The sequence below is a fragment of the Sphingomonas yabuuchiae genome (genome assembly GCF_001477495.1).
In the GTDB taxonomy this organism is placed as follows: Bacteria; Pseudomonadota; Alphaproteobacteria; order Sphingomonadales; family Sphingomonadaceae; genus Sphingomonas; species Sphingomonas yabuuchiae_A.
This window is the reverse complement of record NZ_LDTF01000005.1, coordinates 14850-35340: the sequence shown is the minus strand read 5'-3', so window position 1 is coordinate 35340 and position 20491 is coordinate 14850. Positions and strand designations below refer to the sequence as shown.

Genomic DNA, 20491 nt, shown 5'->3' with positions numbered 1-20491 from the left:
GAGATGTTTATAAGTGACCGGAGTGGATCGTCTCCCCGCGCTCGCGACCCGCTGCGCTGTCAGCATAAGGCGTCGCGACCCGGCCTCGCCTAAACGAAAAGGGAGGGACATCGCCATCGCCATATCCCTCCCTCTGGTCGATCCGCAGCCCGATAAAATCGCCGGCTGACCGGCCTTAAGCCTTCAGACCCTTGGCCATGTTCAGATGCGCCGTCACCGTCGGGATGAGGTCGCTCGCAAAACTCTTCAGCGCAGGAGTATCACCCGTCGTCGCATACGCCTTCAGCGCATCCAGCGTCTGCTGATGACCAGTCGTCTGCGCCGCGATATACGCCTCGTCAAAGGCCTTGCCGTTCAGCGACTTCAACTGGTCTAGCGTCGCCTGCTGCTGCGCGTTCAGCGTGGCATTGGGCGTCAGCGCGGGGTTCATTCCGGAGGTCAGGGTCTTCAGCTTCGCGGTCGAGCCCGTATGGGCGTCGATCATCTTCTGGGCATAGGATTTGACCGAAGCCGAAGCGCCATTGGTCAGCGCGAGCTTGGACGTCTCGATCTCGAAGGCATCGCTCGCCGCCGCCGTATTCACGAAGCTTTGCGCCGCGCTCATCGCGGGGGTCTGCGCCGGGGCAGGCATAGACGCATCGGCCTGGTTGACCGTGTCAGCACTGTTCGTCGTATAGGTCGACGAATTGTCCTGCTTCTGGCCACAGGCCGCCAGCGCGAGCAGGGCGGTGGTGGCGATGAGGGTCGAACGGATGGTCATGGCAAACCCCTGAAAAGACGACACAGATGCTGTCTAAGCGTCTGTCGGGCCATGACGTTCCCACCGTCCCTCTCGTCGGGCGAGCGGACCCTGAGCGCGGTTGCGTCGTTGAAGCGGGCATCGTCGCATCCGATCAGCGAAGGAAACACCCGATGAGCATTTTCGGCAATATCCTTAACAAGATATTCCACCATGGCAGCAAGGCCGAAGCCGCGCCTGCGCCGTCACCCGCTCCGGCCCAGGCGCAGCCCGCACCGGCCGCCGCGCCCGCACCCGCATCGGCCCCCGCCGCCGCTCCGACCCCGGCGCCGCAGAATGTCGATGTCGGCGCGGTCCTGTCGGAAATGGCGTCGATGAAGGGCGGCGGGGGCAATTACCAGAGCTCGATCGTCGATCTGCTGAAGCTGCTCGACCTGGATTCGAGCCTGTCGGCGCGCAAGGAACTGGCCAACGAACTGGGCGTGCATGCCGCCGAGGACGGATCGGCCGAGCAGAATATCGCGCTTCACAAGGCGGTGATGGCCAAGCTCGCCGAAAATGGCGGTATCGTGCCCGACAGCCTGCGCAACTGACGTTCCGGGAGGGGCGGCGGTCCGTATGGCCGCCGCCCCTTTTTCTCAATCCCGGAACAAGAGCGGGGCCATGGCTTGCAGGCTGCGCCGCCACGTCTGGAATTCGTGGCCCGTGCCCTCCGAGACGTAGAAGACATTCCTAATCCCGGCGGACGACAGGGCGGCGGCATTGGCGCGGGGATCGCTGCGGGGGCCACCGGGCGGACCACTGCGCCCGCCCTCCAACTCACGGCTGCCGAAGCTGACAAAGGTGAGTTTCACCTTGTCGCGATAGCCCGGCCACGTCTTCACATCCTCCGCCGACACGGTGCCGCCGCTGAGTAGGCCGATATAGGCGAAACGGTCGAGATGCTGGGGCGCGATCAGCTTCGTCTCGAACCCGCCCATCGACAGCCCGGCCATGGCGCGGTGGCGCTGGTCGGACAGGGTGCGGTAATGCCCGTCGACATAGGGAATCAGTTCGTCCAGCAGCACCCTCTGGAAGGGGCGGATGTCGAAACTCGCCAGACCGCCCGGCGCGCCGGGGCGAATGCTGTTGGTCATGCCATAGGTCATGACGATCAGGAACGGCCGCGTCTTTCCGGCCGCGATCAGATTGTCCATGATGAGGTTCGCATGGCCCTGGTTCGCCCAGGCGGTCTCATCCTCGCCCCAGCCATGCTGGAGATACAGCACCGGATAGCGATCGCGACTGTTCCGGTCATAGCCGGGCGGCGTGTAGACGAAGGCGCGTCGCGGGGTCCCTGTGCTGGGCGATGGGAACAGGATCTGTTCGACCCGGCCATGCGGGACATCCTTCAGCGCATAGAAATCCGCGTCGTGCGCCGGAATCTCGATGCCGCTTTCCCAGCGGGTCGAGCCATAGAAGTTCAGCGTCCCCGGATCGTTGAAGATGCCGCCATCGACGGTCAGATGGTAATAATGGAATCCCTCGTCGAGCGGCCCCTCCGACGTTCCCGTCCAGCTGCCGTCGGGGCCTTTGGTCAGGACGGTGCCGCCGCGTCCGCCCAGGCCCAGACTGACCTTCACCGCCTTGGCATCGGGGGCGGAGATGCGGAAACGGGCATAGCCCTGTGAATTGACCTGCGGATAGGACTGGCCCGGCTGGTTGAGCGATGAGGGGCGGAAATCCTCGATCACCGCTGGTGGGGCGGTCTGCGGCGTGGTCTGGGCAGAGGCCATGGACGGGGCGATCGCCACTATTATGGCCGCCACCGACAGGATCTTCATCGCGTATCCTCCCTCGTCATCCGTTGGTTCATATCGACCATGTCGGAGGTTGGATGGTGCCGTTTGTGGCCGCATCAGGCAAGGCGGTCTGGCAAAAAACGACGTCAAGACAGCGGTTTGTCGATAAAATCCTTTGCGGTGCCGTCCAGTTTGCTCGACGAATGACAGCGCTGCCGACCGGACCCATTTGTCCGTTGGCGCCCTTCATGGGGTAGAAGACTACCAACCATTCCCGCAAAAGTACCAGGAACGGCTTAACCTATCATAAGTTGTACCCGGCCAGATCGGTCGCATTTCGCCGCCGGTCGCACGGGAGCAACCGGGTGGCCAGAATCCTCGCAAGCATCGGCATCGCGCTCGTCGCGGTAGCGTGCACGCCGCCTTCGACGCGGATCGCCACCGGGCTGGAGCGCTATGGCCTCGACAGCCAGCGTTCGACCTGTGTCGGCCAGCGGCTGGAGCGCAACCTGTCGCTGGGGCAGCTGCAACAGCTGGGCAATGCCGCCGCGGCCTATCGTCGCGACGATCCCAATCCCGGCCAGCTGACCGCAGGCGATCTGATCCGGGTCGCGAGCGAGATCAGAGACCCGAAGATCGCGCTGGAGGTCGGCAAGGCCGCCGCCACCTGCGGTGTGGCTCCCTGACATCCTTTCTTTTCATTTTCGGAGACGAACGATGAACAAGCATGAACTGCACGGCAATGCGCGCCATTTCGGTGGCAAGGTGGAAAAGGCGATCGGCGATGCCGTCGACAGCCGCGACTGGAAGGTGGCGGGTGTCACCGATCAGGTCGCGGGCAGCGCCGAGCATCTGTTCGGTCGTGCCCAGTCGGTCGCGGGTGAGGTGGCGGATGCGACCCCCAGCCTGATCGAGGAAGCGCGCGAGAGGATCGGCGAGGCCACCGATCGCTCGGTCGCTGCCGCGCGTCGCGGTTCGGAAAAGGCCGTGGACGCGGTGCGCGCCAATAACGGCAATAACGGCGTGGTCTGGGCCGTCGTCGCGGCGCTGGGCGGCTATGCGCTCGCGGCGCTGATCCACGGGCGCCGGGACTAAGGGCGGACAGCTTGGCGCCCTCGCTCGCCACCATGCGGGATACCGCCGACCTCCGGCACCTGCGACAGATCGTCGCGGGGCTGGACGAGGGGGTGATCCTGATCGACCCCGACCAGAGCCTGCTCTGGGCGAACGATGCCGCGCTGGCGATGCACGGGGTCGAACGCCTGGAGCAGCTGGGTCGGACGGTGGACGAGTATCGCCGCCGCTTCCGCCTGCGCTACCGGAATAATCATCGGCTGGAGGCCGACGATTATCCGGTCGAGCGGGTCGCGGCGGGCGAGTCCTTCTCCGAGGTCGTGGTCGAAGTTGCGGTCGAGGGCGAGAAGGACCCGCGTTGGGTCCATCAGGTGCGCAGCCTGGTCCTGAACGACCGCGACGACGGCGAGCCGACCTGCGTCGTCCTGATCATCCAGGACGTCACCGCCCGTTACGAGGCGGAGGATCGGTTCGAACAGTCGTTCAACGCCAACCCGGCGCCCGCGATCATCTGTCGCCTGGCCGACCTGCGGTTCGTCAAGGTGAACCAGGGCTTTGTCGAGATGACCGGATATCCGCGCGATCAGGTGCTGTGCCGTACCGTCTATGACATCGACGTGCTGCGCGGCGCCGAGCGGGTGGAACTGGCGAAGGAGCGGCTGGCCGAGGGGCGGACCATTCCGCAGATGGAGGCGGAACTGGCGCTGCCGGGTGGCGGGACCAAGCTGGTCATCGTTGCGGGCCAGCCGATCGACATGGGCGACCAGCCCTGCATGTTGTTCACCTTCGCCGATCTGGAGCCGCGCCGAAAGGCCGAGTCCGCGCTGCGCCACAGCGAGGAGCGGTTCACCCGCACCTTCCAGATGGCACCGGTGCCGATGGCGATCGGTGCGCGCGACGGCCATGTGCTGTGCGAGGTCAATGCCAGCTTCGCCGAGCTGACCGGATACGGCACGACCGAGATCATCGGGCGCTCGCTGGCCGATGTCGGGCTGTGGGCGAACGACGCGACGCAGGCCGAGATCGAGGCGGCGATCGACGACGGCCGGGACCTGCGCGGTGTCGAGGCGCGGATCGTCGCCAAGGACGGCGGGCGCAGCGACTGTCTGGTGTCGACCGAATCGATCACGCTGGGCGGCGATACCTGCGTTCTCTGGGCGTTTCAGGACATCACCCAGCGCAAGGCGACGGAGCTGGAACTGGTCGAGGCGATCGACGCGGTGATGAAGGACACCAGCTGGTTCAGCCGGTCGATCATGGACAAGCTGGCCCGGTTGCGCGCGCCGCAGGACGAGCTGGGCGGTGCGAGCCTGGACGACCTGACCGCGCGTGAGCGCGAGGTGCTGGGCCTGATCTGTCGCGGGCTGGACGACAAGAGCATCGCGCGGGCGCTGGGCGTGTCGGGCAATACGGTGCGCAACCATGTCGCGCGCATCTACGCCAAGATCGGCGTGAACCGCCGCACCGCCGCCGCCGCCTGGGCGCATGCGCGCGGCTTCGATGGCGAGGGGGCACTTGGCCGACGGGAGATGCCCGCATGAGCGACAAGACTTTCCGGAATCCGACCGATCGCGTGCGCCATGCCAAAGGGGCGGCACGCGAGACGATCGGGAAGCTGATCGGCGACGACGCCGCCATCAGCCAGGGGCGCGAGGAACAAGAGGCGGCGGCCCGCACCAAAAAGGCCGGTCCTGCCCGAAAACCGAAAGAACAGGAGTGAATATGGCTACGCATGTAACGCCCGGCTATGCGCCGGTGGAAGAGGGCGCGATCGTCCGCGCGACCCGTCGCATTTCGTGGGGCGCGATCTTCGCCGGTGTCGTGATCGCGGTCGCGGTCCAGCTGGTGATGGGCATCCTCGGCACCGGCATCGGCCTGTCGATGGTCGACCCGGTTCAGGGTTCGACGCCGGGCGCGGCGGGCTTCGGCATCGGGGCGGGCCTCTATTGGCTCATCACCACGGTCGTCGCACTGGGCGCGGGCGGCTATGCCGCGGCGCGCGTGTCGGGCGTGACCGAGAAGTTCGATGCGCTGGTCCACGGTCTGGTCGTGTGGGGCGTCACGCTGCTCCTGACCATGTATCTGCTGACGTCGGCGGTCGGCGGGATCATCGGTGGCGCGTTCCGTACCGTCGGCGCGGTGGCGGGTGCCGCCGGTTCGACCGTGGGTGCGGCCGCGCCGAAGGTCGCGCAGGTCGCGGGCGTCGATCAGAATGACGTGCAGGCCGAAGCCGCCAAGTATCTGACCGAAACGCCCACCGATCCGGCGCAGATGACCCCGGAGCAGGCGCAGAAGGAAATCGCCAAGCAGCTGCCCGCCATGGCGCGTGGCGGTGTGGACGGCGCCCGGGCCGAAGCGCGCGTGGTCGACATCGTCGCCGCCCAGCGCAAGATCAGCCGCGACCAAGCCCAGGCCCAGGTGAATCAGGCCAAGGCCGAATTCGTCCAGACCAAGAACGAAGCGGTCGCCAAGGCCAAGCAGGCCGCCGATGCCGCCGCCGGGGCCGGTGCCAAGACCTCGTTCATCCTGGTGCTCGCACTGCTGGTCGGTGCCGGTGCCTCCGCCTTTGGCGCAACGGCGGCCAGCCGCCGTCGTCTGCGCTGAGTACCCGCGGCGGGCCGGCGTATCGGGCCCGCCGCACCCCTTTTTCGAGGAGATCGTCATGACCAAGAAGATCGCTCTGGGTGCCACCCTGTTCGCCGTGCTGACGCTGTCGGCCTGCAACACTGTAAACGGCGCGGGCCGCGACCTGCGCTCGGCCGGGTCCGCAATTTCGGACGCGTCGGGCGAGAACAAACCGAAGAAGTAAGGCCGCAATATTCCTCCCCGGAATGGGGAGGGGGACCATGCGAAGCATGGTGGAGGGGGCGTGCCGCCGGGTACGTCCCCTTACCGAATCCCCCCTCCACCACCGCTGCGCGGCGGTCCCCCTCCCCGTACCGGGGAGGATTTTGGTTTATCCGGCGCTTCATCCGCCTCGACCAGTTCGACGACCTCGAACTGGTATCCTACCCAGCCGCGCTGCCGCACCGCTTCCGTCATGGCAGCATCGTTTGCCATCGCCGCCTTGCGCGACTTGGCGTGGCCCCAGAACACTTCGGTCTTGCCGCCGCCCAGATCGGCGACGATCCGCCAATAATGGGTGAAGGGCTGCGATGTCGGGCCGATCGTCTTCACATAGCCATCGGGCATCGTTGCGATCAGATAGCGGTTCCTGCGTGCCATGGGGCCGCCATAGCGCAAGGACGCCGCGACCTCATCCCGCTTGACGTCCTCCATCGCCCCCGCGTAGCGATACGGGGCCGGAATGATCCGGCGATATGATCGCGCCGGTTCTCCCGACAAGGGAGATTAAAAGGGAACACGGTGAGGGCCTTGGCCTGAATCCGAGGCTGTCCCTGCAACTGTAAGCGGTGAGCGGCGATGCACGGGTCGGCCTTTTTTGGGCGATCCAGCCACTGGGGCAACCTGGGAAGGCGCAATCGTCCGCGATGACCCGTGAGCCAGGAGACCTGCCGGCGTCAGGTCGCTCATGCCCGGTCCAGGGGATGGTCGAGGCTAGGTCTGTTCCGACGAGCGACGCCATAAGTGGCGGAGGCGCATGGGTGGCCCTGTGGAATGCGGAAAACGGCGTGCCGCACGCAGAGTACCCGGCTGCCCGAAATCGGGCGGTAAGGCCTCGGCTTGTTCGCGACAAGACGCTATGGGCTTTGAAATGATATATCGTAACAGATTCGGACAGGTTCCTCAGGTCCTGTGGGGTAGCGCGGCGCTTCTGCTGGGGGCGACGGAGGCAAGAGCGCAAAAGACCGAAGAGCAGGGGGGCAATGCCACCGTGCTGGTGATCGGCACGCGGGAGAAACAGGCGCTCGACACGCCTAACGCCACCGGCAGCCGGTTGGGCCTGACTTCGCTGGAGACGCCCGCGAGCATCGCCTCGCTGGATGGCGGGACGATCCGCGCCCGCGGCGACCTGTCGATCGTGGAGGCGGAGACGCGCGCGCCCGGCCTGTCGAGCGTCGCCAATCCGGGCAATGGCGGCACGGCGCTCGCCGCGCGCGGCTTTTCGGGGCAGGGATCGGTGTTGCAACTGATCGACGGCGTTCGGCTGTTCCCGGCGGCGGGGACGATCACCTTTCCGACCGACCCCTGGATGGTCGAGCGGATCGACGTGCTGGGCGGCCCCGCCTCGGTCCTCTATGGGCAGGGCGCGCTGGGCGGCGCGGTGAATGTCGTGATGCGTGCGCCCTCCGCGCAGACCCATGGCCAGGCCGAGATCGGCTATGGCGGGCAGGATAGTGTCCGTGCGGCCGCCGGGCTGGGCGGGCCGCTGACCCCCACACTGGGCTACCGCGTGGATGCCAGCTATCGCCGGTCGGACGGCTATGTCGATCGGGGGCGCTCGGACAGCGTCGCGCTGTCGGGCACGCTGCGTTGGACGCCGTCCTCGACACTGGCGGTGACGGTGCGCGGCGATCATGGCGACCAGCGGCCCATAGCTTACTTCGGTACGCCGCTGATCGACGGGCGGCTCGATTTTCGGTTGCGGGATCGCAACTATAATGTCGGCGATGGGCGGATGCGCTACCGCGACGACCGTGGCTCGATCCGTGTCGATTGGACGCCGAGCAGCGCGGTCAGCCTGTCCAACATCGCTTATGTGCTGACCAGCGACCGGTTCTGGCGCAATCTGGAAAGCTATTGCTGGGTCGCGTCGAGCGGCGCCTGTGCGGACGGATCGACGGGCACCCCCGGCACGATAAGGCGGAGCAGCAATTACGGCATCCGCCACGACCTGACCCAATGGGGCGATCAGGCCAGCGCGACCTGGCGCACCGGCATCACACCGGGCATCACCAACGCGCTGGTCGCCGGGGTGGACGCCAATCTGGTCCGCTTCACCCATGAGAACGACTTCGGTTCGGTCGAACAGGTCGATGCGGTCGATCCCTTCGCCTTCGATCCCGGCCGCTTCCTCGACACGCAGGGAATCGCCCCGCGCTATCGCACCCGGACCACCGCGCTGGCGGTGTTCGCCGAGGATCGGGTGACCCTCGGCCCGAAATGGTCGGTGGTTGGCGGTGTCCGCTATGAGGTGGACAATGTCCGCCGCTGGACGGTCGCTGCCCCCGACCGCTTCGTGCTGGAAAAGACGTTCCGCAACGCGACGTGGCGCGCGGGGCTGGTCTATCAGCCGGTGCCGACCCTGTCGCTCTATGCGCAATATGCCACGGGCGTCGATCCGCTGGGCACGCTGACCACCGTGTCGACCGGGCAGGTCCAGTATAGCAACGCGCGCGGCCATCAGGTCGAGGCGGGGGCCAAGTGGCTGTTCGCGAACGGACACGGCACCGCGACGCTGGCCGCCTATCGCATCGTCAAGACCGGGCTGCTGGCCCAGCGCACCCTGGCGAGCCCGGTCGAGCAGGTCGGCCAGCGCTCGTCGCAGGGCGTGGAGGCGGCGGTGACGCTCGATCTGCCGCAGGGCTTCGGCATCGATGCGAACGGCACGCTGCTGGATGCGCGGTTCGATGATTTCCGGTCCGGCGGCGTGGACTATAGCGGCCGCACCCCGCCCAACGTGCCCGAGGCGTTGGCCAATCTCTGGCTGCGCTGGGATGCCTCGGCCAAGCTGCAGGCGCGCGCCGGGCTGCGTTATGTCGGGCGGCGCTTCTCCGACAATGGCGAGGCGTTCCGCATCCCAGGCTATGCGACGGTGGATACGAGCCTGTCCTATGCGCTGACGCCGCATCTAGCGGTCGATATCCGCGTCTATAACCTGTTCGACAAGGCCTATGCGGTGACGGCCTATGGCGACCAGCAATGGATATTGGGCCGCCCGCGCGCACTCGACGTGGCGCTTCGTGCCGGGTTCTGACCGGTCCTGGGGGAAGGCGGCTTTGCGGCTCGCCTTCCTCACCCATCGCTGGGTCGGCATCGTCACCTGCCTGTTCTTCGCCATGTGGTTCGCGAGCGGGCTGGTGATGCTGTACATGCCCTATCCGTCGCTCAAACCGGGGCAGAGCTGGGCAGGTGCGCTGCCGATAGACTGGTCGCGGGTTGGGCAGCCCCCGGCGGCGCGGGATGCTCGGCGGATCACGCTGGAGATGCGCGACGGAGCGCCGGTCTGGCGGATCGAAAGCCGCGAGGGGGATACCCGCATCGTGTCGGCGGAGGGTGGATCGATCACCCCGGTCGATGCTGCAATGGCCCTGCGCGTGGCGACTCGCTTTGCAGGGCCGGTCCGCACGGTCGAGCGGATCGCGGACGATCAATGGACGGTGGCGGGCGGGTTCGACCGGCATCGTCCCTTGTGGAAGGTCGCGCTGGCCGATGCGGCGGGGACCGAACTCTATATCTCCAGCCTGACCGGCCAGCCGGTGCAGCGGACGACGCGGGGGCAGCGGTTCTGGAACTGGCTAGGCTCGGTGCCGCACTGGATCTACCCGACCCTGTTGCGCCGGGATCGTGAGGCTTGGCGGCAGGCGGTGATGTGGGTGGCGGGCCCGTGCATCGCGGTCGCGCTGACCGGCCTGTGGATCGGCATATGGCGGCTGCGCGCCGGGCGGCGGCGCTATCGGGGTGGGCGGATGACGCCCTATCGCGGCTGGATGCTCTGGCATCATGTCAGCGGGCTGGCGGGCGGCGTGATGTTGACCAGCTGGATCGTCAGCGGCTGGCTGTCGGTCGATCCGGGCCATGCCTTTGCCGGAGGCGAGGTGCCTGTGGCGGCGATGCGGGCCTATGCCGGGCGAGCGGGTGAACCGCGCGATCTCGACCGGCTGGCCCGGACCGCGCCGGACGCGCGCATCATCGAGTGGAGCGGGGACGCCGGGTTCGCCCGGATCGCAATCGACCGCGCCTCGCCGCATCCGCTCTGGCTGGAGCAGGCGACGCTTTCCCCGGCCCGAGCCGCCGACCCGCTGCGCGCCGCGATGCTGGTGCCGGGCGGACGGCGGGTGGCGCGGGAATGGCTGGCGCGGCCCGACTTCTACTGGACCGATGCGACCCGGTTGCCGCTATGGCGGTTGCAGTTCGACGATGCGGCGGCGACCTGGCTCTATATCGATCCGATGAGCGGTGCACTGGTCGAGCGGCAGGACCGCACGCGGCGCGCCTATCGCTGGGTCTATTCGCTGCTCCACACCTGGGATTGGCCGTGGCTGACCGCGCATTTCTGGGTCTGGACCGGCTGGATGTGGCTCTGGTCGCTCGCCGGGCTGGTGCTGTCGATCAGCGGTATCGTGCTCGGATGGCGCCGGTTGCGCCGCCCTGCGCGTCGTAAGGGGTGAAAACATTGTCGGCGGGGTTGGCGTCGTGCGTCCCGCCCGCTTAAGTGGGCGGCATGTGGCAACTCTACCAATTCCCGCTCTGTCCCTTTTCCCGCAAGGTCCGGCTGCTGCTGGGCGAGAAGGGCGTCGGCTATGAATTGGTGCGCGAGTCGCCGTGGCAGCGGCGCGACGAATTCCTCGACATGAACCCCGCCGGGCAGACCCCGGTGATGGTCGATGAGGAGCGCGGCGTGCTGCTGGTCGACTCGATGGCGATCAGCGAGTTTTTCGAGGAGACGGTCGAAAAATCGGCGATGATCAACGGCACCGCCGTCGGCCGCGCCGAAATCCGGCGGCTGGTGACGTGGTTCGACACGCATTTCTATCAGGACGTGACCGGCCCCTTGCTCCACGAACGCATGGTCAAGCGTGTCGCGCGCACCGGCAGCCCCGATGCCAAGGGCCTGCGCGAGGCGATGAAGGCAGCGGTCGGGCATCTCGATTATACCGACTATCTGCTCGACCATCGCAACTGGCTGGGCGGGGCGACGATGAGCTTGGCCGATCTGGCGGCGGCGGCGCAAATTTCGGTCGCCGATTATCTGGGCGGTATCGACTGGAAGGGGCATGAGCAGACCGCGCGCTGGTATCGCGGGCTGAAGAGCCGCCCCTCCTTCCGCCCGCTGCTGTCCGAGCGGATGGAGATGGTCACGCCGCCTTCGCATTACGACAATGTCGACTTCTGACGCGCCCGCGCCCAAGCCCTCCGAGCGTATCGGGATCGAGGATTTCCTGGCAGTCGATATCCGCGTCGGCACCGTCATTGCCGCCGAGCCCTTCCCGGAGGCTCGCAAGCCCGCGATCAAGCTGACGATCGATTTCGGCGAGGTGATCGGGGTCAAGCGCTCCTCGGCGCAGATCACCCGGCATTACACGCCGGAGGCTTTGGTCGGGCGGCAGGTGGCGGCGGTGGTCAACTTTCCCCCGCGCCAGATCGGGCCGATGATGTCCGAGGTGCTGACCCTGGGCTTTCCCGATGCGGACGGGGAGGTGGTGTTGATCGCGCCGGATTCGGGTGTGCCGAATGGGGGGCGGTTGTTCTGAGGGATTCCCTTGGCCTTCGACTTCGCTCAGGTTGAGCGCGGTCGAAGGCAACGCCATACCCACTGTTAGCCTTAACATTACCCCTTGCGCCCCGCGCCGCGAAGCGTACCATCCTCGTCCGACCGTAGGGATATAACCCACGGAGGACAGGAGGGGATATGAAGTCCAAACGCTGGGCCGGCCATGCGCTGGCCGCTTTGCTAACGCTCTCGGTGGCGGCACCCGCCATGGCGCAGGCCGACAAGATGGCCCCGATCGCCATACCCGCACAGCCAACCGCCATTCCGTTGAACACCGGGCCGCTGCCGGGTGCAAAGAACAAGGAAAGCTGGCACAGCCAGTATAACAGCGTCTTCGCACGCAACGTGACCGAGGCAACGCTCACCCCCTTCCTGCCCGATCCCGCCAAGGCCACCGGTGCCGCCGTGATCGTCGCGCCGGGCGGTGGCTTCCGCACCCTGTCGATGCAGAATGAAGGCTGGGACGTGGCCAAGGCGCTGGCCGATCGCGGTATCGCCGCCTTCGTCCTGAAATATCGCCTCAACCAGACGCCCGCCGATATGGGCGAGTTCGAAAAGTCGATGGCGGCGATGTTCTCCAGCGTCGCCCGCCCCGCCGCGCGCCCGAACCCGGAAGAGGCGTTGAAGGGCCTCGCGCCGCAGATCGCCGACTCGCGTGCCGCCTTCGCGCTGGTCCGTCAGCGGGCGGGTGAGTGGAAGGTCGATCCCAATCGCGTGGGTATGGTCGGCTTTTCGGCGGGCGCGATGCTGACCGTCGCGACCGTGCTCGACGGACAGGCCAAGCCCGCCTTTATCGGTGACATCTATGGCCCGCTCCAGCCGATGACGGTGCCCGCCGACGCGCCACCGATGTTCGCCGCGATCGCCGCCGACGATCCGCTGTTCGCGGGCAAAGGCTTCGGCCTGATCGACCAGTGGATGGCCGCGAAGAAGCCGGTCGAGTTCCACCTTTACGGTCAGGGCGGCCACGGCTTCGGCATGTATCCGAAGAAGACGACCAGCACGGGGTGGTTCGATGCGTTCTATCGCTGGATCGTGATGGAAGGGTTTTTGAAGGCCAAATAATCCTCCCCGGCACGGGGAGGGGGACCGCCCGCAGGGCGGTGGAGGGGGTTTTCCACATGGGACGTCCCTGGTGGCGATCCCCCCTCCACCATGCTGCGCATGGTCCCCCTCCCCTTTCAGGGGAGGAGTTTTCTCAATCCAGGCTCTTCGACGCCTGCTCGAACAGATCCTTCGACAGGCCCGGCGTTTCGACGATCCGCACCAGCTCGGCGCGCATCAGGGCCGAGCGCTTGGCGTCGAACCGCCGCCAGCGGCCGAGCGGCGGCAGCAGCTTGGCCGCCGTCTGCGGATTGAGCCGGTCGAGCGCGATCAACTGCTCGGACAGGAAGCGATAGCCCGAACCGTCGGCGGCGTTGAATGCGCGCTGGTTCACCCCGAATGCCCCCAGCACCGCCCGCGCCCGATTGGGATTGGCCAGCGTGAAGTCGGAATGCCGGACCAGCCGCTCGACCACCGCGCCGGTGTCGCCGCGCGACGACAGCGCCTGGGTCTGGAACCATTTGTCGAGGACCAGCCCGTTACCGGCATAGCGCGCATGGAAACGCGCCAGCGCCTCTTCACGTTCGGGCGCGTCGGAATTGACCAGCGTGGTCAACGCGGCCTGCCGGTCGGTCATGTTGTCGGCCGCCTCGAACTGCGCGAAGGCCAGCGCGGCGGCGTCGTCCGCACCGCTGGCCGCGATATAGCCGAGTGCGACGTTGCGCAGCCGTCGCCGCCCCTTGGCCTCGGGCGAATAGACGTAAGGCCCTTGCGCCAGCTCAGCATAGAGCCGCCGCCAGGTCGGCAGCAGCGCCTGGCCCAGTTGCGTGCGCAGCGCCTCGCGCGCGACATGGATCGCGTCCGGGTCGACCGTGGCGAGCTGGTCGCCGACGAAATTCTCCGACGGCAGCAGCACCGCCTCGGCGAGGAATGCGGTTTCCAGTCCCTCGGCCTCCAGCGTGCGGGTGACGGCGTCGATCACCGCCGCGCCCTTCATCTCGCCATGGATCGTGCCCGCGACCAGCGTGTCGAGCATCAGCTGCTGCATCGCCTCGTACCGGGCGAAGGGATCGTCGTCATGCGCCGACAGGAAGGCCAGGTCCTCGGCCGTTCGGTCGCTCTCGACCACGATGGGGGCGGAAAAGCCGCGATTGATCGACAGGACGGGGCGCTCGGTGATGGCCTCGAACACGATCGTCTCGGCCACCTGATCGAGCAGGACCAGCGTCTCGTCGGTCAGCGGGTGGCCGGTCTCGGCCCCGAACAGCCGGACCTTGAGCGGGAGGAGCATCGGCTGCTTGGTCGTCTGCCCCGGCGTGGCGGGGACATGCTGGGCGAGGCGAAGCTCGGCCCGACCGCCGCCGGGCTGATGGCTGAGGCCCGCCGAGACGCGCGGCGTGCCTGCCTGGCTGTACCAGAGGCGGAATTGCGACAGGTCGACACCGCCCGCTTCCTCCATGCAGGACACGAAATCCTCGCAGGTGGCGGCCGTGCCGTCGAAGCGGTCGAAATACAGGTCGGTGGCGGCGCGGAACGTCACCGGGCCCAGCATGGTCGCCATCATGCGGATCAGCTCGGCGCCCTTGTTATAGATGGTCGCCGTGTAGAAATTGCTGATTTCGATATAGCTTTCCGGGCGCACGGGATGGGCGAGTGGTCCGGAATCCTCGGGGAACTGGCTGGCGCGCAGGCCGCGTACATCCTCGATCCGCTTGACCGCGGCCGAGCCCTGATCGGCGGAGAAACACTGGTCGCGATAGACGGTAAAGCCTTCCTTCAGGGAAAGCTGGAACCAGTCGCGGCAGGTGATCCGGTTGCCCGACCAGTTGTGGAAATACTCATGCGCGACGACGGCGGCGATCGCGTCATAATCGTAATCGGTCGCGGTGTCGGGATCGGCCAGGATGTAGCGGCTGTTGAAGATGTTCAGCCCCTTATTCTCCATCGCGCCGAAGTTGAAATCGTCGACCGCGACGATGTTGAACACGTCCAGGTCATATTCGCGGCCATAGACCCGCTCGTCCCATGCCATGGACAGCTTCAGCGCGTGGAGCGCATGGTCGGTCTTGGCGATATCGGCGGCGCGGACCCAGATGCCCAGTTGCACCTCGCGTCCGCTCATGGTCGTGAAGGTGGAGGCGTTGACCGCCAGATCGCCCGCGACCAGCGCGAACAGATAGGAGGGCTTGGGGAAGGGGTCGTGCCACTCGGCCCAATGCGTGCCGTCGTCATTCTCGCCGCTGGCCACCGGATCGCCATTGGCCAGCAGCACCGGGTAACGCAGCCGGTCCGCCGTCATCCGCACGTGATAGACGCTCAGCACGTCGGGCCGGTCGGGGAACCAGGTGATGCGGCGAAACCCCTCCGCCTCGCACTGGGTGCACAGGTTCCCGCCCGAGGCATAAAGGCCCATCAGCTGCGTGTTGCTTTCGGGCGCGATCGACACCTCGGTCTCGACGACATGGGTATCGCCGGTCAGCGGCACGACCAGCTGCTCGCCCTCGATCCGCCAGTCGTTGACGGCCACGCCATCGACCTTGACCGACAGCGGCGTCTGGCCTGCACCGTCCAGCCGCAGGGGTTCGTCATGCGGGCCGCTGCGCGTGACGGTCAGCGCGGCACGGACGCGGGTGTCGGCGGCGTCCAGCGCGAAGTCCAGGACGATCTGCGGCACCTCCCAGGCGGGGGGGCTGTAATCCTCGCGCCGGATGGCGGCGGGGGTGATGCTGGGCTGGGCGGCGCTGCGCTGGATGTCCATGACGGGAATATAGCCGCGCGTGCTCCGCGCGACCACCTAAGATGGCCAGGAAAAACCGGAACGGCGCGTCATGGGCGGGGTTGATCGGCCCGGATGGCGTGATACGCCTGTGCCACACCATTCCCCGAAAGGTCCTGCATGTCGCGTATGACGGCTCTCCTGCCGCTGCTTCTCCTGTCCACCGCCGCGATCGCGCATGATCACGATCACCTGCCTTATCAAGCCACTAGCACCGCCCCGGTCGAGGCGAAGGCACCGCGCACCCCGGCCGAGCGCAATGCCGTCATCACCGCATCCCTGCCCGAGGACCAGGCCGCGATGAAGGCGCATGTGATGTTCCTGGCGTCGGACGCGATGGCCGGGCGCGAGGCGGGGACCCGCGACTATGACATCGCCGCGCAATATGTCGCCGCGCAATTCTATGCGGCGGGGCTGCGGCCGGGCGGCGATCAAGGCGGCTATCTCCAGAAGGTGCCGCTGGTCGCGTACAAGGTCGCCGACAAGGGCAGCGCCTTGTGGACCCCGGCGGGCGGCCAGGCGCAGGAACTGGTGTTCGGCGAGGACTTCGTGCCGTCGCCCGTGCCCAATGCCAGGGAAACCAGCCTGTCGGCGCCGGTCGTCTTTGTCGGTTACGGCATCGATGCCGCACAATATGGCCTGACCGATTACAAGGGCGTCGATGTGCGCGGCAAGATCGTCGCCTTCGTTCCCGGCACGCCCGATGGGCTGGGCGGCGAGGAGCGCGCCTTTTTCGGATCGGCGGCGAACAAGGCCTCGCTGGCGGCGGCTAAGGGCGCGGTCGGCGCGATCCAGATCGACATGCCGCGCGCCGGTGGGCGGCAGCGGCCCTTCGCCTCGCTCGCCCGCTATTACGATGCGCCGCGCGTCACCTGGGCGAACCCGGACGGCACCGCCCATGCGATGACGCCCACCACGCCGGTGCTGGGCACCCTGTCACAGACGGGCGCGGCCAAGCTGTTCGGCAAGGGGTGGGAGGCGGTGATGAAGGCCGCCGCTGCGCCGAAACCCGCCTATAGGCCGCTGACCGCCAAGGGGCAGCTGACCGTCGCGTCCAAGACCAGCTTCAAGCCGATGGACAGCAGCAACGTCATCGGCCTGATCCCCGGCAGCGACCCGAAGCTGAAGGACGAGGTCGTCGTCCTGTCCGCGCATCTCGACCATATCGGCGTCAATGAGGGTGGCGAGGGCGACCGGATCAACAATGGCGCGCTCGACAACGCCATCGGCATCGCCAGCCTGATCGAGGAGGCCAAGCGCTTCAAGGCCGCCACCCCGCCCAAGCGGACCGTCATGTTCCTGGCGGTGACGGCGGAGGAAAAGGGGCTGGTCGGCTCCGACTATTTCGCCAACCACCCGACCGTGCCGCTCAAGTCGATCGTCGCCGACGTCAATCTCGACATGCCGATCCTGACCTACAAGTTCGAGGATATGGTGGTGTTCGGCGCGGATCGCTCGACGCTGGGGCCGATCGTGCGCAAGGCGGTGGGGGCGATGGACCTGCCCGTCTCGCCCGATCCGATGCCGGAGGAAGGCATCTTCGTCCGCTCCGACCATTTCCGCTTCGTGCAGAAGGGCATCCCCTCGGTCTTCCTGTGGCCGGGTCAGAAGGGACCGGGCAAGGCGGCGGTCGAGGATTTCATGAGCCACCGCTATCACCGCGTGGGCGACGAGATCGACCAGGGTATCGACTGGAGCCAGGGGCCGCGCTTCGTCAGCGTGAACTATGCCATCGCCCGCGAGATCGCCGACGCGCCCGAGCGGCCGGTATGGAACAGGGGGGACTATTTCGGCACGCTCTACAAGGGGCCGATGGCGGCGAAGTGAACAGGCCTTGGGTTTGGCACCAAATCCCCCAAACCCCGTTCAGCCTGAGCGAAGTCGAGGGCCACGCGGAAACGCTGGTATGTGCACTTCGACTTCGCTCAGTGCGAACGGAGGTTGGGGTAAATGGTGATGGCCGCGAAAACCGGGTGTAAGGCGTGAGCCGGTTGTTCGTTTTCGGCATGGGCTATGCCGCCGGTCATCTCGCTGCTCTGCTGGAGGGGCGCGGCTGGTCCGTGGCGGGGACGACCCGTGACGGGCGGGGCGGCACGATCCGCTTCGACGACCGGACGCGCGTGGAGGCGCAGATCGCCGTCGCCACGCATATCCTGTCCTCCGTGCCCCCCGAGGGTGACGCCGATCCGGTACTGGTCGCTTACGGCATGCACCTCGCAAGGTCGGACGCGTGGATCGGCTATCTCTCCTCGACCGGCGTCTATGGCGATACCGGCGGCGCATGGGTGGACGAGACCGCCCCCATCGGTTCGGGGCGGCGCGCGGCGCGGGCGGCGGCGGATGCCGATTGGCAGGCGCTCGGCGCGCGGGTGTTTCGTCTGCCCGGCATCTATGGCCCCGGCCGCTCGCCGATCGACCGGGTGCGGGCGGGGCGTGCGCACCGCGTCGGGCTGCCCGGACAGGTGTTCAGCCGGGTGCATATCGCCGATATCGTATCGGGCGTGATTGCCGGGTTCGATGGCCCGGCGGGGGCCTATAACCTCGCCGACGATTTCCCGTGCGACCAGGATGCGGTCGTCGCCTATGCCGCCGAAGTGGCGGGGCTCGCCCCGCCGCCGCTCGTGCCGCTGGAGAGCCTGTCGGCGGCGGCGCGGGGTTTCTATGCCGAGAATCGCCGTGTCGCGAACGGCAAGGCCAAGCGGGTGCTGAACTGGCGCCCGCTTTATCCCGATTACCGGTTGGGCCTGCGCGCCTTGAGCGCGATGACCAGCCCGGCCGCCGTCACCGCCGCGCCCGCGCCCGCCAGCAGCGACCAGCGATAACCCTCGAACACCGTCGACAGGCTCATCGCGATGACCGGCACGATGACGCTGGAATAGGCCGCCTTCGCCGGGCCGATCGCCCGCAGAACCCGGTAATAGAGCGGAAAGGCCAAGGCCGAGGCGAACAGGCCGAGATAGAGGATGCCCAGCACATAGCCGGTGCGCATCTCGAACACCGGCGGGCCGTTCAGCGTATAGGCGATGATCGCGTCCAGCGCCGAGCCGATCAGCATCGCGACGCTGAGGGTCGCGTGCATCGGGAAGCGCTTGGCGGTGTTGGTCGCCTGCATGACGTTCGCCGTGGAGGCGGACAGGATGGCCACGATGGTCAGCGCGATGCCGGTCAGCGCGCGGGCCGGCCCGGCAGGATCGACCCGCGCCTCGTGCACGAACAGCAGCGCCGCCCCCGCCATCGCGATGGCGGAGCCGACCAGCAGCTGCCGCCCCATGCGCTGGCCCAGGAAGAGACGCGCAAAACCCGCATTGGGGATCAGCAGCATCGCAAAGACGACCGCGACCAGCCCGGAGGTGATGAACGCCTCTGCCCGGTAGACGAAGTTGAAGTTCAGGACGAACTGGAACAGCCCGATCCCGGCGGCGAACAGAAAGCCGGTGGTGCCCAGCCGGAAACTCTCGCGCCGGGCCAGCGCGAAGGCCCCCATGGCGAGCCCGCCGACCAGGAATCGATAGCTGACCGACCAGGTGGCGGGGACGACCGAGATCTGGTCGCGGATCACCAGCCAGGTCGATCCCCAGATCAGCGTGACGATGGCAAAGGGGATGAGGACGGCGGCGCGGGTCGAGCGTGGGCCGGTGTCGAACTCGCTCATAAGGCGGCGATCGCATCGGCAAGGCGCGCGACATGATGCGCATCGGTGTCCCAGGCGGTGACGAGGCGGATTTCCCCCTCCGCCCAGTCGTAGAAATCGAAACCCTGTGCGCGCAAGCGGGCAGCCTCCTCGGGCGTGGCGCGCAGAAAGACCTCGTTCGCTTCGACCGGATAGACCAGCCGGTCACCTGCCGCGCCCGCCAGCCGCTCGGCACAGGCATTGGCGAGCGCGCCGTTGGCGATCCACAGGTCGTCCTCGACCATCGCCAGCACCTGCGCAGCGAGATAGCGTCCCTTGGACATCAGCAGCCCGGCACGCTTGCGGCGGCGGCGGGTGGCGTCGGCCAGGCCCGGCTTGAAGAAGACCAAAGCCTCGGCACTCATCGCGCCGTTCTTGACGAAGCCGAAGGACAGCGCGTCCACGCCCGACTGCCAGGTCAGCGCGGCGGGCGTGCAGCCCAGCCGGGCGACCGCATTGGCGAAGCGCGCGCCGTCCATGTGGAAGCCCAGGCCCCGCTCCTTCGCCAGCGCGCCGATCGCCGCGACCTCGTCGGGGTTGTAGACCCGGCCATATTCGGTGGCGTTGGTGATCGAGACGGCGTGCGGCTGCACCCGGTGGACGTCGTTGGCGATGGCGTCGATCAGGATGCGGATCGTGTCGGGAGTCAGCTTGGCCCCCTCGCCATCGGCGAGCATCAGCTTGGCGCCGTGGGTGAAGAATTCCGGCGCGCCGCCCTCATCATTCTGGATATGCGAGTCGCGGTGGCAGACCACGCCGCCATAGGGCGGGCAGAGCGCGGCCAGCGCCAGGCAGTTGGCGGCGGTGCCGGTGGGCACCCACAGCACGTCCACCTGGGTGCCGAACAGCTCGGACAGCCGCCCGTCCAGCGCCTTCGACCAGCGGTCGCCATCATAGGCGGTGTCCATCTGGTCGGCGGCGGCGATGGCCTCCATCACCTTGGGGTGGATACGGGCGGCATTGTCCGAGAAAAAGCGCATGGCTCAGGCGTTTGGGGGAGGCGGGGGAACAG

General features: G+C 67.2%; 20 protein-coding genes and 1 riboswitch. Of the genes, 14 read left to right on the top strand and 6 right to left on the bottom strand.

Annotation, left to right across the window (positions count from 1 at the left end; all coding sequences use genetic code 11):
- Positions 1 to 175: 175 nt before the first annotated feature.
- Positions 176 to 760, bottom strand: coding sequence for a DUF4142 domain-containing protein (locus NS355_RS01185; RefSeq protein WP_058743985.1), 585 nt, complete (start codon positions 758 to 760; stop codon positions 176 to 178).
- Between the two features lie 152 nt (positions 761 to 912).
- Between NS355_RS01185 and NS355_RS01180 the strand changes: the two genes are divergently transcribed.
- The gene (locus NS355_RS01180) at positions 913 to 1332 is read left to right on the top strand and encodes a DUF3597 family protein (RefSeq protein WP_058743984.1); all 420 of its coding nucleotides are present in this window, start codon (positions 913 to 915) and stop codon (positions 1330 to 1332) included.
- A gap of 45 nt (positions 1333 to 1377) precedes the next feature.
- Here the strand turns inward: NS355_RS01180 and NS355_RS01175 are convergent, their stop codons facing one another.
- Positions 1378 to 2562 (bottom strand): alpha/beta hydrolase-fold protein, encoded by a 1185-nt coding sequence (locus NS355_RS01175; RefSeq protein WP_058743983.1) that lies wholly within the window; start codon positions 2560 to 2562, stop codon positions 1378 to 1380.
- 323 nt (positions 2563 to 2885) lie between these two features.
- Between NS355_RS01175 and NS355_RS01170 the strand changes: the two genes are divergently transcribed.
- The 6 genes from NS355_RS01170 to NS355_RS18050 are packed head-to-tail and all read left to right on the top strand — an operon-like array spanning position 2886 to position 6403.
- Positions 2886 to 3206 carry a hypothetical protein gene (locus tag NS355_RS01170; protein WP_058743982.1) on the top strand — a complete coding sequence of 107 codons (321 nt, stop codon included), beginning with the start codon at positions 2886 to 2888 and terminating at the stop codon, positions 3204 to 3206.
- Positions 3207 to 3237: 31 nt separating this feature from the next.
- The gene (locus NS355_RS01165) at positions 3238 to 3615 is read left to right on the top strand and encodes a CsbD family protein (RefSeq protein WP_058743981.1); all 378 of its coding nucleotides are present in this window, start codon (positions 3238 to 3240) and stop codon (positions 3613 to 3615) included.
- 32 nt (positions 3616 to 3647) lie between these two features.
- Positions 3648 to 5135, top strand: coding sequence for a PAS domain S-box protein (locus tag NS355_RS01160; protein ID WP_058743990.1), 1488 nt, complete (start codon positions 3648 to 3650; stop codon positions 5133 to 5135).
- Complete coding sequence (locus NS355_RS01155; protein ID WP_058743980.1) at positions 5132 to 5314, top strand: hypothetical protein; 183 nt, start codon at positions 5132 to 5134, stop codon at positions 5312 to 5314. The genes NS355_RS01160 and NS355_RS01155 overlap by 4 nt, the downstream gene beginning before the upstream one ends.
- A 2-nt stretch (positions 5315 to 5316) precedes the next feature.
- The gene (locus tag NS355_RS01150; protein WP_058743979.1) at positions 5317 to 6198 is read left to right on the top strand and encodes a hypothetical protein; all 882 of its coding nucleotides are present in this window, start codon (positions 5317 to 5319) and stop codon (positions 6196 to 6198) included.
- A 58-nt stretch (positions 6199 to 6256) separates the two neighbouring features.
- A complete protein-coding gene (locus NS355_RS18050; protein WP_082669938.1) occupies positions 6257 to 6403 on the top strand; it encodes an entericidin A/B family lipoprotein in 147 nt (48 codons plus the stop codon).
- Between the two features lie 80 nt (positions 6404 to 6483).
- On the opposite strand, the gene NS355_RS01145 is transcribed toward NS355_RS18050, so the two are convergent.
- Complete coding sequence (locus NS355_RS01145) at positions 6484 to 6819, bottom strand: hypothetical protein (protein WP_244489508.1); 336 nt, start codon at positions 6817 to 6819, stop codon at positions 6484 to 6486.
- Between the two features lie 88 nt (positions 6820 to 6907).
- Positions 6908 to 7128, top strand: a riboswitch (cobalamin riboswitch).
- A gap of 181 nt (positions 7129 to 7309) precedes the next feature.
- Here NS355_RS01145 and NS355_RS01140 point away from each other — a divergent pair.
- From NS355_RS01140 to NS355_RS01120, 5 genes are all read left to right on the top strand, one after another.
- Positions 7310 to 9472 (top strand): TonB-dependent receptor, encoded by a 2163-nt coding sequence (locus tag NS355_RS01140; protein ID WP_058743989.1) that lies wholly within the window; start codon positions 7310 to 7312, stop codon positions 9470 to 9472.
- Positions 9405 to 10886 (top strand): hypothetical protein, encoded by a 1482-nt coding sequence (locus NS355_RS01135; RefSeq protein WP_084787422.1) that lies wholly within the window; start codon positions 9405 to 9407, stop codon positions 10884 to 10886. Before NS355_RS01140 ends, NS355_RS01135 begins: the two co-directional genes overlap by 68 nt.
- Positions 10887 to 10939: 53 nt before the next feature.
- Positions 10940 to 11611 (top strand): glutathione S-transferase family protein, encoded by a 672-nt coding sequence (locus NS355_RS01130; protein WP_007405605.1) that lies wholly within the window; start codon positions 10940 to 10942, stop codon positions 11609 to 11611.
- On the top strand, positions 11598 to 11969 hold the full coding sequence (locus tag NS355_RS01125) for a tRNA-binding protein (RefSeq protein WP_058743978.1): 372 nt from the start codon (positions 11598 to 11600) through the stop codon (positions 11967 to 11969). The genes NS355_RS01130 and NS355_RS01125 overlap by 14 nt, the downstream gene beginning before the upstream one ends.
- Before the next feature lie 158 nt (positions 11970 to 12127).
- Positions 12128 to 13054 carry an alpha/beta hydrolase gene (locus tag NS355_RS01120; protein ID WP_058743977.1) on the top strand — a complete coding sequence of 309 codons (927 nt, stop codon included), beginning with the start codon at positions 12128 to 12130 and terminating at the stop codon, positions 13052 to 13054.
- Between the two features lie 133 nt (positions 13055 to 13187).
- On the opposite strand, the gene pepN is transcribed toward NS355_RS01120, so the two are convergent.
- Positions 13188 to 15791, bottom strand: a complete 2604-nt coding sequence (gene pepN, locus NS355_RS01115) for an aminopeptidase N (RefSeq protein ID WP_058743987.1) — start codon at positions 15789 to 15791, stop codon at positions 13188 to 13190.
- A 138-nt stretch (positions 15792 to 15929) separates the two neighbouring features.
- Here pepN and NS355_RS01110 point away from each other — a divergent pair, with 138 nt between their 5' ends.
- Positions 15930 to 17636, top strand: coding sequence for a M28 family peptidase (locus tag NS355_RS01110; protein WP_058743976.1), 1707 nt, complete (start codon positions 15930 to 15932; stop codon positions 17634 to 17636).
- A gap of 179 nt (positions 17637 to 17815) precedes the next feature.
- Positions 17816 to 18631, top strand: coding sequence for an NAD(P)-dependent oxidoreductase (locus tag NS355_RS18045; RefSeq protein ID WP_084787423.1), 816 nt, complete (start codon positions 17816 to 17818; stop codon positions 18629 to 18631).
- On the opposite strand, the gene NS355_RS01100 is transcribed toward NS355_RS18045, so the two are convergent.
- Positions 18541 to 19461, bottom strand: coding sequence for a DMT family transporter (locus NS355_RS01100; protein WP_058743974.1), 921 nt, complete (start codon positions 19459 to 19461; stop codon positions 18541 to 18543). The genes NS355_RS18045 and NS355_RS01100 overlap by 91 nt on opposite strands.
- On the bottom strand, positions 19458 to 20459 hold the full coding sequence (locus tag NS355_RS01095; RefSeq protein WP_058743973.1) for a threonine aldolase family protein: 1002 nt from the start codon (positions 20457 to 20459) through the stop codon (positions 19458 to 19460). Before NS355_RS01095 ends, NS355_RS01100 begins: the two co-directional genes overlap by 4 nt.
- Between the last annotated feature and the right edge of the window lie 32 nt (positions 20460 to 20491).

Coding starts and splice junctions, on each gene's coding strand:
- NS355_RS01140 (WP_058743989.1), top strand. CDS start 7,310: ATGATATATCGTAACAGATTCGGACAGGTTCCTCAGGTCCTGTGGGGT.
- pepN (WP_058743987.1), bottom strand. CDS start 15,791: ATGGACATCCAGCGCAGCGCCGCCCAGCCCAGCATCACCCCCGCCGCC.
- NS355_RS01125 (WP_058743978.1), top strand. CDS start 11,598: ATGTCGACTTCTGACGCGCCCGCGCCCAAGCCCTCCGAGCGTATCGGG.
- NS355_RS01095 (WP_058743973.1), bottom strand. CDS start 20,459: ATGCGCTTTTTCTCGGACAATGCCGCCCGTATCCACCCCAAGGTGATG.
- NS355_RS01150 (WP_058743979.1), top strand. CDS start 5,317: ATGGCTACGCATGTAACGCCCGGCTATGCGCCGGTGGAAGAGGGCGCG.
- NS355_RS01165 (WP_058743981.1), top strand. CDS start 3,238: ATGAACAAGCATGAACTGCACGGCAATGCGCGCCATTTCGGTGGCAAG.
- NS355_RS01160 (WP_058743990.1), top strand. CDS start 3,648: ATGCGGGATACCGCCGACCTCCGGCACCTGCGACAGATCGTCGCGGGG.
- NS355_RS01120 (WP_058743977.1), top strand. CDS start 12,128: ATGAAGTCCAAACGCTGGGCCGGCCATGCGCTGGCCGCTTTGCTAACG.
- NS355_RS01135 (WP_084787422.1), top strand. CDS start 9,405: ATGGCGACCAGCAATGGATATTGGGCCGCCCGCGCGCACTCGACGTGG.
- NS355_RS01100 (WP_058743974.1), bottom strand. CDS start 19,461: ATGAGCGAGTTCGACACCGGCCCACGCTCGACCCGCGCCGCCGTCCTC.
- NS355_RS18045 (WP_084787423.1), top strand. CDS start 17,816: ATGGGCTATGCCGCCGGTCATCTCGCTGCTCTGCTGGAGGGGCGCGGC.
- NS355_RS01145 (WP_244489508.1), bottom strand. CDS start 6,819: ATGGCACGCAGGAACCGCTATCTGATCGCAACGATGCCCGATGGCTAT.
- NS355_RS01180 (WP_058743984.1), top strand. CDS start 913: ATGAGCATTTTCGGCAATATCCTTAACAAGATATTCCACCATGGCAGC.
- NS355_RS01175 (WP_058743983.1), bottom strand. CDS start 2,562: ATGAAGATCCTGTCGGTGGCGGCCATAATAGTGGCGATCGCCCCGTCC.
- NS355_RS01130 (WP_007405605.1), top strand. CDS start 10,940: ATGTGGCAACTCTACCAATTCCCGCTCTGTCCCTTTTCCCGCAAGGTC.
- NS355_RS18050 (WP_082669938.1), top strand. CDS start 6,257: ATGACCAAGAAGATCGCTCTGGGTGCCACCCTGTTCGCCGTGCTGACG.
- NS355_RS01185 (WP_058743985.1), bottom strand. CDS start 760: ATGACCATCCGTTCGACCCTCATCGCCACCACCGCCCTGCTCGCGCTG.
- NS355_RS01155 (WP_058743980.1), top strand. CDS start 5,132: ATGAGCGACAAGACTTTCCGGAATCCGACCGATCGCGTGCGCCATGCC.
- NS355_RS01110 (WP_058743976.1), top strand. CDS start 15,930: ATGTCGCGTATGACGGCTCTCCTGCCGCTGCTTCTCCTGTCCACCGCC.